The organism is Legionella spiritensis (genome assembly GCF_900186965.1).
In the GTDB taxonomy this organism is placed as follows: Bacteria; Pseudomonadota; Gammaproteobacteria; order Legionellales; family Legionellaceae; genus Legionella_C; species Legionella_C spiritensis.
The window spans coordinates 2110057-2122558 of sequence record NZ_LT906457.1 but is presented as its reverse complement, the minus strand read 5'-3'; the positions used below and the strand labels follow the sequence as shown (position 1 = coordinate 2122558).

Genomic DNA, 12502 nt, shown 5'->3' with positions numbered 1-12502 from the left:
ATATTGTCGGGCGAAACGCCCGACGGCTTCCCTTGAGATAAATGAGGGACGTTATCTATCTCAAATAATTTTTAATGCAAACTGCGATCTATTGCCATTTAATGCTATGGTTATTGTCAACCAACAATTGGAGACAAGATATGGCACAATCAGTTAGATTACCTGACGATTTAGTCAATCAAGCCAAAGCTACAGGCAGCGTCATGTCCCGTTCCGGCGCTGGACAAATTGAACACTGGGCGAAGATCGGAAGAATAGCAGAAGAAAACCCCGATCTTACTTATGAATTTATTAAAGACATCTTGCTCGCAAAAGCAGAAGTAGACAACGGAATGGTTGAGGACTATGAATTTGAAAATTAAACAATCAAATTCATTTAAACGAACAATAAAAAAACTTCCAAAGCAGCATAAAACATTATTAGATAATGAGGTGAAGAAACTGACAAAAAATCCATTGTTAGGAGAAAAGAAAAAAGGTGATCTTGATTTTCTTAGAGGCCATACATTTAAATTACATAATCAAGACGTGTTATTAGGATATATGTATGAAGAAGATGTTTTGGTTTTAACGCTGCTTAAATTTGGCTCACATGAAAATTTTTACCGAGATATCAAGAAAGTTTAGCCCCCGTTTTCGTTCAAAAATCCAGGTTCCGTGAACCAATTTTTTTCCGATAGAAAACAAGGCAACTATTGTTGCACACCAACTAATAATGTCTTGTAGCCTTGTAGCCCGTCATGAAGGCTTCGCTGTAATGCGGGAAAACGTTCCTAATTGGCACATGAAACCCGCAATACGGCCGCAGGCCTCCTTACGGGCTACTGTTTTTTCGCAAAAAATGGTGCGAACAAAATTTTTGTCCACGGAACCTAATACTGTTTCCATTTAGTTTTGACAGGTAGCATTACACAAAGTGTGCCATTTCTTGTCATTCCCGCGCAGGCGGGAATTTATGCCTGATATAGCACAGAGCCAATTTAGCCATAGATTCCCGCCTGCGCGGGAATGACAGGTTGGCTTGCACAGAGTGTTTGTCTTTTTGTCATCCCCGCGAAGGCGGGGATCCATACTGAATCAAGCACTGAGCCACATCAGGAATGGTTTCCCGCCTTCGCGGGAATGACAGTTAACCTGTCAAAATTAAATGGAAACAGTACTAGCTAAACGTTGTTCTTAATCAGTTCTGTTGGGTTGCATGATGCAACCCAACACGCTGTTCCATTAAAATACGGGTTCTTCCATATCCCGGGACTGGTTTGACTCGTTCACAGCACTTTCCGTTTCCGTTTCAGTCTGATTCAATCCGGCCAGCAAATCATCGGTTAACGCCCGCAATTCCCCGCACAATAAGGTCAGTGAGGCATCCTGTTGCTGATACTCTTCCTCAAGATGTCGGATGTCATTAAATTCATCGATTAAATAATCCAGACTTTTTATACGTTTGAACGTCAGTTCATGGGTCAGGGTGAATTGAATACGCTCATTCCAGACCAGCGACAACTCCGCCGCGACCAGTCCTTGCGATAACAGACTCAATATTTCTTCCGCCGGCAATTCATAACCTTTGCAGTTCACTCGTTTTTTCTCGTCATTGAGGGAGAAGAGTACACAGTCGGAGGCCAGTTGAAACGGAGCGGGCAGGCAAGCGGGATCGGTTATCCACTGTGCAAAACGCATGGCCAGGTTATCGTTGTGGAACAGGGGTTCCAGATGAATGCCAGGAATGGATTTACGCAATAACGAGGTTAATTGCGAGGCTTGATTATCGCTGGCCGTGTTGACGATCAAACGGTGGCTGCCGGTGTCCAGTATGGCGGACAGACGTTTTTGCACGCAGAACGATTTGGGCAGAAGCTCAAATTCCAGATCTTCGGCCATTTGTGCCTTTTCGGCACGTTTGATGGAACGTCCCTGCTGGGTTTCCAGAGCGTTTATCCGTTCGGCCAGCAGACGGTTTATCACGCCTCTGGGCAGGATGCGCTCTTCCTTACCGAGGCAAATATGGGCACAACCGGCTACTTCATGGACCAGTTCATCCTGACAGGCAGGCAGCCAGCCATAGATGAAACGGGCATGAGGCGGACAGGGTTTCAAGTGTTCTTCAGCCATTAATGCGGCCAGATCCACGTTGTCATCAAGTTCGTAATGATAAATGAGGGCGTTATTGAACCACATGAGTAATCCTTATCGGCAAAATTGCGATGCTATCATGTTTAGGCTCTGTGAACCAAAGTTTTCACAGAGCCTGGGGCGTGTGGACCTATATTTTTTATGGTTGTACATTGAGATGATGTGATTGAGTTTCAGATCAGTAGCCCGTAAGGAGGCCCGCGGCCGTATTGCGGGTTTCACGTCCAACAATATAATCCCGCATTTCGGCTTCGCCTTCATGACGGGCTACAGGAAACGGTAAATCAAGGCACTGGCTTGCCATAATGGAATACAGTAGTGTAGATTAGCCGGCATTTTAATGTGGTGTATAAAATTATGAGCCGATCAGTCATCCTGCAGCAAGCCAAACAGGCGACCATGGTTCGCGGCCATCCCTGGATTTTCCCCAAGGCCATTGCCAGACGCGTCGGTGATCCGGCCACCGGAGAACTGGTTGATATCATCAGTGCGGAGGGTGAAAGGCTGGGGGTTGGTGTTTACAATGACCATTCTCTTTATCAGGTTCGCGTATTAGTCAGGGCGTGGGAGGCAATAGATGGCCGTTCGCTGACATCCATCGTGCGCGCACGTCTTGCCCAGGCCGTGTTACTGCGTCAGGCCTTGAATTTACCCAATAGCCAAACGACGGCGTTTCGATTATGCAACAGCGAAGCCGACGGGTTGTCGGGATTGACCATAGACCGCTTTAACCATCGTTGCGTGGTAGCCAGTTCCGCGTATTGGGTTGAGGCCAACCGATCGATGATCACAGACTGTCTAAAGGAAGTGACAGGCTGTGAGGAAGTACTGTGGCTTTCCCAGGCCAAACCGTTGGCTCAGGATGGCTGGTCAAGTGGTGAGACCGAACTGTTGCCTTCCTTGCAGGATGAGATTCTTGAAGAGGGCATACGGTTTCAGATTGATTTTTCATCGGCGCAAAAAACAGGCCTGTTTCTCGATCAACGCGAAAACCATCAACGCGTGGCCGCGTTATCGCAAGGCAAGCGTGTTCTGGATCTTTACTGCTACAGCGGCGGCTTCGCGCTCCATGCCGCAAAAGCGGGGGCGCTTGAAGTCACAGGGGTAGACAGCTCGAAGCAGGCCATCGAACTGGCTAAACACAACGCGCACCTGAATCATCTGGCAACCGTTGATTTTATAGCCGCGGACGCGAGAGAGTATCTGGTCAGGGCAGGGGAATACGATATGATTATTCTCGATCCGCCGAAACTGGTTCCTTCCAGACGGGATTTGAATCGTGCCAAAAATTATTACCGTTTTCTGCACCGTGAAGTATTCAAAGCGATGAAACCGGGCTCCTTACTGATGACCTGCAATTGCTCAGCCGCGCTCTCCCCGCAGGAGTTCGCCGCGCTGGTCGGCACTCAGGCAGCGATGGTCGGTAAACAATCGCGTATTCTCGGGGTTTACGGCCCGGCAAGTTGTCATCCCACGCTGGCCGCTTTTCCGGAAGGCAATTATTTAACGGCCGTGTTGCTGGGCGTGGTTTGAAACCTGACTTTTTCGGAATCGGAATGCCGTTGTTGCAGGCAAGTCAAAATGTCGTAAAAACTAACTTCGATTGCCTGACAAAGAACAAGCCAGTGATAGAGCAAGTCGGCCGATTCGGCAACATACGCCGATTTATCGTTCTCAACGGCCGCGATAACTGTTTCGACGGCTTCCTCACCCACCTTTTGCGCGCAGCGGGAAATACCGTCCCGTAATAATGCGGCGGTATAGCTTTCACCCGGTTGCAGTCTGGCGCGCTCTGAGATGAGTGTTATCAGCGTTGCCAGAAATGGCCAACCAAAAGATATGGCCGGCTGGAAGCACGTGGTGAAACCAAGGTGACAGGCGGGGCCTTCGGGCAGGACGTGAACAAGCAGGCTGTCGGCATCACAGTCTGTAGCGATGGCCTTCACAGTCATGGTGTGACCGGACGTTTCTCCCTTGCGCCACAATCGTTGTTTACTGCGGCTGTATAGTATCAATTGTCCGACGGACAGGGTTTTTTGCAAGGCTTCTTCATTCATGTAACCCAGCATGAGTACGTCACCGCTATTGACATGCTGGATAACAGCGGGGATCAGGCCATTCATTTTTACCCAGTCCAGGGGTTTTTTTATATTATTTATCATTCTCTTACCTCAATATCTTGTTTGCGAAGCGCCTGTTTCAGTTCCGGAATGCGGATTATCCGGTCATGGAATAAAGTGGCGGCCAGCGCACCGTCAACCCCCGCATCCTGAAATACCGAAACGAAATGGCTGATGCTGCCGGCACCGCCTGACGCGATGAGCGGTACGTCCGTGAGGCTGCGCATGATGGCTAATTGCTCAATGTCATAGCCGCGACGCATGCCGTCCGATTGCATACAGTTTAAAACGATTTCACCGGCGCCCCTGTCCTGAACCTCCCTGATCCAGTCACGGGTTTTGCGCCCGGTATTTCTGGTTTTTCGTTCATCGCCGGTGTATTGAAACACGTAATAATCCTCAACGACCCATTGGCTGTCGATGCCTATAACGACGCATTGACTGCCGAAATGATGGGCCAGGCGATCAATGAAATCAGGGTTTTCCAGAGCAGGGCTGTTCAAAGAGAGCTTGTCGGCACCGGCGTATAACACCGCACGCGCTTTCTCTTCGCTGCGAATACCGCCGGCAACGGTGAATGGAATGGCAAGATCGGAGGCAATTTTAGTAATCCAGCCGGTATCGACGGCGCGTTGCTCGCTGCTGGCGGTAATATCATAAAAAACCAGTTCGTCAGCACCCTCCTGACCATAGCGATTGGCCAGATCAAGTATCTCCCCGATAACCCGGTGATCACGAAATTGCACACCCTTGACAACCTGATTGTCGCGTACGTCCAGACAGGGAATGATGCGTTTCGCTAGCATACCGTGTCTCCCTGCAACGCTGTGATCAGGGAAAAATCCGTTTCATAGAGCAGCCGTCCCAGAATGGCCGCAGACAGTCCGGTGTCTTGCAAGCGGCTGATATCCTCCTGATCCCGAATGCCGCCGGAGGCTTGCCAGCACAGATCGGGAAAGCGGCGAATGGCTTCTTCATACAGGGAAAAATCAGGGCCTTTCATCATCCCGTCACAAGCCACATTGGTACATAATATGGTTTTGACGCCAACGTTTTGATAATACGCCACGATATCCCATAAGGAACAATCGGTTTTTGTCTGCCAGCCGTGAATAACCGGTTTGGGGATCCCTTGTTCCAGACGCACGTCTAAAGCCAGAATGACGCGGTTTATCCCGCAATAGGCCATAATTTCAAGGGTATGTTCGGGATCACTGATGGCAATACTGCCTAAAACCAGTTGATTGATGCCGGCGTTCAAGCAGGATTGCGCACAGGACAGATTGCGAATGCCGCCTCCGGCCTGAACCGTTAATCCAAGAGACTGAATGTCTTTTAACAAGGGAAGCTGTTTGATTTCTCCGGATTTGGCGCCATCCATGTCGACCAGATGGATCCGCCGCACGCCCTGGTCATAATAAGACTGCGCCAGTTCCACCGGTGATGTCTTATAGACGGTAGCCTGATTAAAGTCGCCCTGGCGAAGGCGAACGCATTGGCCTTGTTGTATATCAATGGCGGGGATGAGGATCATGCTCGCTCCTGTTGTAAAAAATTATTCAGTAAGATCAGTCCGGCGTCCGAGGATTTTTCAGGATGAAACTGCATGCCGCAGACGGTTTTGGATTGAACAATGGCGGTGAACGGTTGACTGTAATGGCAAACAGCCAGGGCGTGATCATCGGTAAGCAAGGCGTAACCGTGCACAAAATACACGTATTCCTGACTGGTCAAGCCGCGTTGCAGAGGCGATGGCTGACGCCAGAAAAGCCGATTCCATCCCATGTGGGGAACCGGATGGCAGGGTATCACCGGTAGGCGCCTGATGGTACCCGGGAGAAGCCCCAGACATGCCGTTTGTTGTTCCTCGCTGTATTCAAACAGCAATTGCATCCCTAGACAAATGCCCAGCAATGGCTGCCGGAGTGATTTGAGGGTATCAACCAGACCGTGTTCAATCAAAGCCTGCATCCCGGTATGTGCCGCACCCACTCCGGGCAAGATCACATGGCTTGCCGATTGAATGGTTTTTTTGTCATGGGTTAACTGGTATTCATAACCCAGACGTTTAAGCGCGTAGCCTAACGAGGCCAGATTATTACCACAGACATCGATAACTGCAATCATAAAACACCTTTGGTTGAGGGTAATTCATTGCCCTGGCGGGCAGAGGCCTGGCTCAGCGTTTTTCCCAGCGCCTTGAAACACGCCTCAATCATATGATGGTGATTTTGCCCGGTTACGGAGACGTGGATCCCGGCACCGAGTGCATTGGCGAGCGAGTGGAAAAAATGAGGAATCATTTCCGTGGCCAGACCGCCGACGTATTCCCGGGTAAACGGCGCGTCAAAACGGCAATAGGGGCGCCCGCCAAGATCAATGGCCACACTGGCGAGTGACTCATCCATGGGCAAGGTAAAACCATAGCGCGCTATGCCGAGCTTGTCGCCAAGCGCCTGTTTCAGGACTTCGCCAAGCGTCAGTGCGGTGTCTTCAATGAGATGATGCTCATCCACTTCCGTATCGCCCCGGGCTTCGATGTCCAGATAAAAACCGCCGTGTCTGGCAATCTGTTCCAGCATATGACTGAAAAACGCGATGGGTGTCGTAATGCGGCTGTTTTGTTCACAATCAAGCTCTATAGCCATATCGATTTGCGTTTCACGGGTGTGTCGTTGCACCCGGGCTTTGCGCACCGGCTTGAGAAGATACGAGACAATATCCTGCCAACCGTGCCGGGCGTTAATCGGTAAAAAGGAAACACCCAGATTGTTCGCCAGTTCTTCATCGGTTGTGCGATCGCCTATGACCAGGGAATTGTTTTTATCAAGGTCGTTCTCCGTCATGAACGCGTCCAGCAAACCGGTTTTAGGTTTGCGGCAGCGGCAACCCTCGTCCGCTCGATGCGGACAGATGAACACCTCGCTGAATGCAATACCCTGTGACTGAAAGAGCGTGAGGATAAAATCATGGCATGATTTAAAATCACACTCGGGAAAGTCCGATGTGCCCAGTCCATCCTGATTGCTGACCATCACCAGTTTATACCCCGCTTTGCTTAAAGCAAGCAAGGATGGAATGACATGAGGAATCAAGCGGATTTTATCCAGACTATCCACCTGAAAATCGCCGGGTTCCTCAATGAGTGTGCCGTCGCGGTCAATGAATAATACTTTTTGCATACATCTGTCTCGTCATGTTTTATAGGTGGATAACACAGCCAGCAGGCGGGCGTTTTGCTCAGGATCGCCAACCGTGATGCGAAGCTTGTGGTGTAAATCAGGCGCGCCAGGAAAATGGCGAACGGCTATACCATGTCGCTGGAACAGGTCTTTTAATGCGTGGGCGTGAGCGGTTTGTACCAGCAGGAAATTGGTTCGGCTGGGATAAACCCGCTCTATGAACGGTGACCGGATCAATTGTGCGGCTAGCTGCTCTTTCTGCTGGATGATGTCGTTGATGCGACGCTCATACCAGTCTGCTTCGTTGAGTGCCTGTAACGCCGGTGACAAGACGGCGTTAGATAACAGGTAAGGGGCTGACGTGCGCTGCAACATCTGAATCAGTTGGGGCTGGGCCAGTACGGCGCCCAGGCGCAATCCCGCCATGCCGTAGGCTTTGGACAGGGTGCGCAGTACAACGAGATTATCAAACGAGGACAACAATTGCGCCGCACTGTCGATTTGGGCAAATTCGATATACGCTTCATCGACTACGACCACAGCGCGATGGATGAATTGCTCGCAAATGGTGCGGATAGTTTGTAATTCCAGTAATGTCCCGGTGGGATTATTGGGCTGGCACAACACTATGATCTTGCAATCAGGCTGCCATTGCGCCATGAGTTTTTCCGGCGACAAGGCATAGTCTTTTTTCTCCTCCAGAGGACAGTTGAGGATCCCGGCCTGCTGAAGTTGCGCGTAAAAAGCGTACATGGGAAAGGTTGGCGGGCATTGTAAAATGGCATCCTTACCTGCTCTTAAAAAAAGGCGCATTAAACGGTCAATACCGTCGTCGCTTCCCCGGGTGATTAAAATATGCTCCTGACTAACCTGATAAAGACCGGCCAGTTTTTCCCGCAAGCGGTTTTCCAGGGTGTTATCCGGATAGTGATTGAGGGCAAAATCCGTCACAGCCGGTGGTGCCCAGGGCAGTTCGTTGGCATGCAGTCGGCAGGGTTGCAGGTCGCCGTCCGGCTGGTAGTTTTTTATGTTTCTTAACGCGGGTTGAATGAGATCAAGCACTGACATCATGTTTCTCCTGAATAGATAACCGTTGTTGAACGGCATTGGCGTGCGCGTCCAGTCCTTCCAGTCTGGCCAGGGTACAGGCCGCTTTTCCCAGAGAGGCCAGGCCTTGCGCGGTGATGGCTTGTACGGTCATGGCCGTTAAAAAATCCATTGTGCCCAACCCGCTATGGCTGCGGGCATAACCGCCGGTTGGCAGCACGTGGTTACTGCCGGTGACATAATCACCCAGCGTTTCCGCGCCCCACGGGCCGATAAAAATTGTTCCGGCCGCGGTAATGCCTTTCTCAAGAATATCAGCATCGTTGCGATTGATTATCAAATGTTCAGGTGCATAATCATTGATGAGGCGTGTCGTTTCTTCCCTGTCGTCACAGACGAGAATGACACTGTGTTGCAAGGCCTGCGCAATGACAGGTTTTCTGCTTAAACCGGAAAGCTGTGTGATGAGCGAATCATTAACCCGCTTGGCGAAAGCCTGGCTGTCACAGAGTAAAACGACTTGAGAATCCGGACCATGCTCGGCTTGCGCGAGTAAATCGGCGGCGACCAAATCGGGATTGGCATGGTCATCAGCCGCCACCATGACCTCGGAAGGGCCGGCCGGCATGTCGATGCCTGCGCCATTGGGATCGATGCTCACCAGTGTTTTTGCCGTGGTGACAAAGCGGTTGCCGGGGCCGAAAATTTTGTCGACTTTCGGGATGGTTTCAGTGCCGTAAGCCATGGCGGCAATGGCTTGCGCGCCGCCGACCTTAAACAGGGTATCGATGCCGCATAAACGGGCGGCCACCAGAAGGTGAGGATCAATACCGCCTTGAGAATCGGGTGGTGTGCATACTATTTTCACCGGACAGCCAGCGATAGCGGCGGGTATGGCCTGCATCAGCAGGGAAGAGACCAGAGGGGTGTTACGCCCACCGGGAACGTATAACCCGACGCGTTGTATCGGCTGGTATCGGCGGGTAATGAGCACGCCATCCGTAATTCGTACGGTGGTGGTTTCAGGCCGTGTGGCCTGGTGATAAATACGCAGGTTGTTTATGGCGGTGAGGATGGCCTCTTCGGCTTCGCGATCGATTGCGGCCGATAAAAGTTCCTCCGGCGTTACCCGAACATCACCGATATCCACACCGTCAAACTCACGGGTGAAGGCTCGCATGGCCTTATCGCCACCTTCTTTAACCGCATTAATAATGTTCAGGGTTTGATCTTGCATGGGGTAGGTGTCTTGTGGTCTGGCTAACAATTTGTTTTTTGCAGTCCGGGATAACACGTCACTCTGATAAACGGCTAACATAAAACTCACTCCAGCATTTTTTCAATAGGCAAAACCAGAATGGAACTGGCTCCGAGGGATTGGATCGTTTCCAGGGTGTTCCAGAAAACCCGCTCGCTCGATACCACGTGAACCGCCACTTTGTCGGGATTGGCCGGCAACGGCAGGATGGTCGGGGATTCAGCACCCGGTAATTGGTCACAAATGCGTTGCAAGGCGGTTTGGGGCGCGTGGAAAAGGATGTATTTTCGCTCGGACGCCTGCTGAATCGCCTGAATGCGTCGTTTCAAAAGATCAAACAAGGGCTGCAGGGAATCGGGCAAGGTTGTGGTATTTTGAATGAAGATTGCCTGGCTGGTTAATACGGTATCCACTTCGATGAGTTTGTTTTCCTCAAGCGTTTGCCCGCTGGAGACCAAATCACAAATGGCGTCGGCCATGCCCATGCGCGGCGCCACTTCCACCGAGCCGGACAGGGTTAAAATGTCCGCGCATAGTTTTCGTTCGGATAAATATTGCTTAAGCAATAACGGATAGCTGGTGGCGATGCGTTTGCCGTCCAAACTGCCGCAACCCAGGTAATCAAAGGTGTCCGGTACGGCTATGGATAATCGGCAATAGCAACTGCCCAGGGGAAGAACGGTTTTAAATGATTTGTCCGGCGCGCTCAGAGCCGCTTCTTTCAGCACGTTTTCACCAATGATGCCGCCATCCGCCAGCCCGTCAAAAATCAGAGTGGGGATATCGTCGTCACGTACAAAAAGCAGATCAATCGGGAAATTGTCAACATGGCTGAGCAGAGCGTTGTCCTTGATACGGAACTTTAAGCCGCAGCGTTGCAGAAGCGTGATGGACTCCTGCGCCAGCCGTCCCTTTTTTTGTAAAGCAAGACGTATTCGTGTTTTCAAGATTGCTCCAGACGTTCAGCGATTAAGGCATAGCCGCCACTTCCCATACTCAGGCAACGCGCCACTCTGGTAATGGTGGTGACACTGACGCCGGTCTTGTCGTGGATAGTACGGTAAGGTAAGCCTTCCCTGAGTAACGGCACCACTTGCCAGCGATCGGCCATGGCTTCCAGTTCCGCCGGTGTGCACAAGTCATTAAAGAAAGCCGTCGCTTCCTCTTCGTTCCCCAGTGCACAAATCGCGTGTATCAAATCCTGAATAGATTGATGTGGTTCTCGTCCTTTCATGATAATGTATTAATGTAATGTAACATTATCGCATTGTAAAAGGTTTTTCCTGTTATTGTCAATTCCATTTGACAGAAGGCTTTGTTTGAGATGAGATGTTCCTTTTTAACGGAGAGACCCATGCTTTTAAAAAAGGATGATTCCTGTGTGCTGTTAATTGACGTTCAGGAAAAGCTGGCGCCTTATGTCCTTGAGTCCAAAAAAATGATTGCCCGTTGCCAGTGGCTTATGAAACTGGCCGATGAACTGGGTGTTCCCGTGCTCACCAGTGAACAGTATCCCGGCGGCCTCGGCGCGACGGTGGCGCCGTTGCAACATAGCCGAGCGTCCGTGGCCAAGGTGCATTTTTCCTGCTGGCGGGAACGAAATTACCAGGAAAAGCTGCGCGAGCTTGATAAAAATCAATTGGTGTTAATCGGTATTGAAACCCATGTCTGTGTGTTGCAGACGGCGCTTGATTTACTGGAGGCGGGCTATCAGGTTTATGTTGTGGTGGATGCAGTCAGCAGCCGTCATGAACATGATGTGAAATACGGTCTTAAACGAATGAAACAGGCCGGTGCGGAATTGATTACTTCCGAGATGGTTTTTTTTGAATGGGTGGAGAAGGCGGGAACGCCAGAGTTTAAGGCACTCAGTAAAGCGTATTTACGATAGCATTGGATATGAAATCAGAATAAGGTGAAATCGTTATGAATCTGGATAATCAAGTTGCGGTGGTAACCGGCGGCGCGTCGGGTATGGGAAACGCCTGTGCGCACTGGCTAGGGGAGCGAGGTGTGCGAGTGGTGATCTGGGACAGGGATATTTCCCCCCTCCATGACGGCGACTGTGCCGCGGCGATTGCCTGTGACGTCAGCTCGGAGCAGGAAGTCGGACAAGCCCTGGCAAAAACCATCGCAGAGGTCGGCGTGCCGCGTATCGCGATAAATTGTGCCGGCATCGCACCGGCTAAACGTATGGTCGGCAAGGACGGCCCCATGCCGCTTGCCGATTTCAAAAAGGTGATTGACATTAATCTGATCGGTACGTTTAATGTGATGCGTCTGGTGGCCGCCGCCATGCTGGATCTGGCTATTGATCCCGCCAGTCAGGAGCGGGGGGTGATCATCAACACGGCGTCCATTGCCGCGTACGAGGGGCAGATAGGGCAAATGGCGTACAGCGCCTCCAAGGGCGGGGTGGTGTCCATGACCTTGCCGGCGGCCCGGGAACTGGCCCAACACGCCATTCGTGTCAACACCATAGCTCCCGGACTCATTGCCACACCCCTGCTGCTGAACATGCCGCAAGAGGTGCAGGAGAATCTGGCCGCGACCGTGACGTTTCCCAAACGGTTAGGCCGTCCGGATGAGTTCGCCAGTCTGGCCGCTCATATTATTGAAAATGAACTGATCAACGGCGAGGTGATCCGTCTGGACGGCGCTTTGCGAATGCAGGCTCGTTGAGGCGTTTCAGGTTCCGCGAACAAAATGGTCCCCTACAAACGATCAGTAGCCCGTAAGGAGGCCTCTGGCCGTATTGCGGG

15 protein-coding genes are annotated in these 12502 nt (G+C 51.1%); 5 read left to right on the top strand and 10 right to left on the bottom strand.

Features of this window, described 5'->3' with window-relative positions:
• Window positions 1-140: 140 nt before the first annotated feature.
• Entirely contained in the window at window positions 141-362 is a 222-nt protein-coding gene (locus CKW05_RS09545; protein WP_058483008.1) for a ParD-like family protein, read from the top strand.
• Window positions 346-627, top strand: a complete 282-nt coding sequence (locus CKW05_RS09540; RefSeq protein WP_058482925.1) for a type II toxin-antitoxin system RelE/ParE family toxin — start codon at window positions 346-348, stop codon at window positions 625-627. The genes CKW05_RS09545 and CKW05_RS09540 overlap by 17 nt, the downstream gene beginning before the upstream one ends.
• 597 nt (window positions 628-1224) lie before the next feature.
• Here the strand turns inward: CKW05_RS09540 and CKW05_RS09535 are convergent.
• On the bottom strand, window positions 1225-2178 hold the full coding sequence (locus CKW05_RS09535) for a recombination-associated protein RdgC (protein ID WP_058482924.1): 954 nt from the start codon (window positions 2176-2178) through the stop codon (window positions 1225-1227).
• Between the two features lie 312 nt (window positions 2179-2490).
• Between CKW05_RS09535 and CKW05_RS09530 the strand changes: the two genes are divergently transcribed.
• Window positions 2491-3666, top strand: coding sequence for a class I SAM-dependent rRNA methyltransferase (locus tag CKW05_RS09530; protein ID WP_058483007.1), 1176 nt, complete (start codon window positions 2491-2493; stop codon window positions 3664-3666).
• Here CKW05_RS09530 and hisIE read toward each other — a convergent pair.
• The 9 genes from hisIE to CKW05_RS09485 are packed head-to-tail and all read right to left on the bottom strand — an operon-like array spanning window position 3633 to window position 10974.
• On the bottom strand, window positions 3633-4295 hold the full coding sequence (gene hisIE / locus CKW05_RS09525) for a bifunctional phosphoribosyl-AMP cyclohydrolase/phosphoribosyl-ATP diphosphatase HisIE (RefSeq protein ID WP_058482923.1): 663 nt from the start codon (window positions 4293-4295) through the stop codon (window positions 3633-3635). The genes CKW05_RS09530 and hisIE overlap by 34 nt on opposite strands.
• The gene (gene hisF, locus CKW05_RS09520) at window positions 4292-5059 is read right to left on the bottom strand and encodes an imidazole glycerol phosphate synthase subunit HisF (protein WP_058482922.1); all 768 of its coding nucleotides are present in this window, start codon (window positions 5057-5059) and stop codon (window positions 4292-4294) included. Before hisF ends, hisIE begins: the two co-directional genes overlap by 4 nt.
• Entirely contained in the window at window positions 5053-5787 is a 735-nt protein-coding gene (locus CKW05_RS09515; RefSeq protein WP_058482921.1) for a 1-(5-phosphoribosyl)-5-[(5-phosphoribosylamino)methylideneamino] imidazole-4-carboxamide isomerase, read from the bottom strand. The genes hisF and CKW05_RS09515 overlap by 7 nt, the downstream gene beginning before the upstream one ends.
• Window positions 5784-6380, bottom strand: a complete 597-nt coding sequence (gene hisH / locus CKW05_RS09510; protein WP_058482920.1) for an imidazole glycerol phosphate synthase subunit HisH — start codon at window positions 6378-6380, stop codon at window positions 5784-5786. The genes CKW05_RS09515 and hisH overlap by 4 nt, the downstream gene beginning before the upstream one ends.
• Window positions 6377-7435: a bifunctional histidinol-phosphatase/imidazoleglycerol-phosphate dehydratase HisB gene (hisB, locus tag CKW05_RS09505; protein WP_058482919.1), complete on the bottom strand. Its 1059-nt coding sequence runs from the start codon at window positions 7433-7435 to the stop codon at window positions 6377-6379. Before hisB ends, hisH begins: the two co-directional genes overlap by 4 nt.
• A 12-nt stretch (window positions 7436-7447) precedes the next feature.
• A complete protein-coding gene (gene hisC, locus CKW05_RS09500; protein WP_231950434.1) occupies window positions 7448-8506 on the bottom strand; it encodes a histidinol-phosphate transaminase in 1059 nt (352 codons plus the stop codon).
• Window positions 8490-9800: a histidinol dehydrogenase gene (gene hisD, locus CKW05_RS09495; RefSeq protein ID WP_058482917.1), complete on the bottom strand. Its 1311-nt coding sequence runs from the start codon at window positions 9798-9800 to the stop codon at window positions 8490-8492. The genes hisC and hisD overlap by 17 nt, the downstream gene beginning before the upstream one ends.
• A gap of 5 nt (window positions 9801-9805) precedes the next feature.
• Window positions 9806-10687 (bottom strand): ATP phosphoribosyltransferase, encoded by an 882-nt coding sequence (hisG, locus tag CKW05_RS09490; protein WP_058482916.1) that lies wholly within the window; start codon window positions 10685-10687, stop codon window positions 9806-9808.
• A complete protein-coding gene (locus tag CKW05_RS09485) occupies window positions 10684-10974 on the bottom strand; it encodes a YerC/YecD family TrpR-related protein (protein ID WP_058482915.1) in 291 nt (96 codons plus the stop codon). Before CKW05_RS09485 ends, hisG begins: the two co-directional genes overlap by 4 nt.
• Window positions 10975-11094: 120 nt before the next feature.
• On the opposite strand from CKW05_RS09485, the gene CKW05_RS09480 reads away from it, so the two are divergent.
• Together CKW05_RS09480 and CKW05_RS09475 are read left to right on the top strand one after the other, a co-directional pair.
• A complete protein-coding gene (locus CKW05_RS09480; RefSeq protein WP_058482914.1) occupies window positions 11095-11631 on the top strand; it encodes a hydrolase in 537 nt (178 codons plus the stop codon).
• 35 nt (window positions 11632-11666) lie between these two features.
• A complete protein-coding gene (locus CKW05_RS09475) occupies window positions 11667-12422 on the top strand; it encodes an SDR family NAD(P)-dependent oxidoreductase (protein WP_058482913.1) in 756 nt (251 codons plus the stop codon).
• The last annotated feature ends 80 nt before the right edge of the window (window positions 12423-12502 follow it).

Coding starts and splice junctions, on each gene's coding strand:
- CKW05_RS09545 (WP_058483008.1), top strand. CDS start 141: ATGGCACAATCAGTTAGATTACCTGACGATTTAGTCAATCAAGCCAAA.
- CKW05_RS09540 (WP_058482925.1), top strand. CDS start 346: ATGAATTTGAAAATTAAACAATCAAATTCATTTAAACGAACAATAAAA.
- CKW05_RS09535 (WP_058482924.1), bottom strand. CDS start 2,178: ATGTGGTTCAATAACGCCCTCATTTATCATTACGAACTTGATGACAAC.
- CKW05_RS09530 (WP_058483007.1), top strand. CDS start 2,491: ATGAGCCGATCAGTCATCCTGCAGCAAGCCAAACAGGCGACCATGGTT.
- hisIE (WP_058482923.1), bottom strand. CDS start 4,295: ATGATAAATAATATAAAAAAACCCCTGGACTGGGTAAAAATGAATGGC.
- hisF (WP_058482922.1), bottom strand. CDS start 5,059: ATGCTAGCGAAACGCATCATTCCCTGTCTGGACGTACGCGACAATCAG.
- CKW05_RS09515 (WP_058482921.1), bottom strand. CDS start 5,787: ATGATCCTCATCCCCGCCATTGATATACAACAAGGCCAATGCGTTCGC.
- hisH (WP_058482920.1), bottom strand. CDS start 6,380: ATGATTGCAGTTATCGATGTCTGTGGTAATAATCTGGCCTCGTTAGGC.
- hisB (WP_058482919.1), bottom strand. CDS start 7,435: ATGCAAAAAGTATTATTCATTGACCGCGACGGCACACTCATTGAGGAA.
- hisC (WP_231950434.1), bottom strand. CDS start 8,506: ATGATGTCAGTGCTTGATCTCATTCAACCCGCGTTAAGAAACATAAAA.
- hisD (WP_058482917.1), bottom strand. CDS start 9,800: ATGTTAGCCGTTTATCAGAGTGACGTGTTATCCCGGACTGCAAAAAAC.
- CKW05_RS09485 (WP_058482915.1), bottom strand. CDS start 10,974: ATGAAAGGACGAGAACCACATCAATCTATTCAGGATTTGATACACGCG.
- CKW05_RS09480 (WP_058482914.1), top strand. CDS start 11,095: ATGCTTTTAAAAAAGGATGATTCCTGTGTGCTGTTAATTGACGTTCAG.
- CKW05_RS09475 (WP_058482913.1), top strand. CDS start 11,667: ATGAATCTGGATAATCAAGTTGCGGTGGTAACCGGCGGCGCGTCGGGT.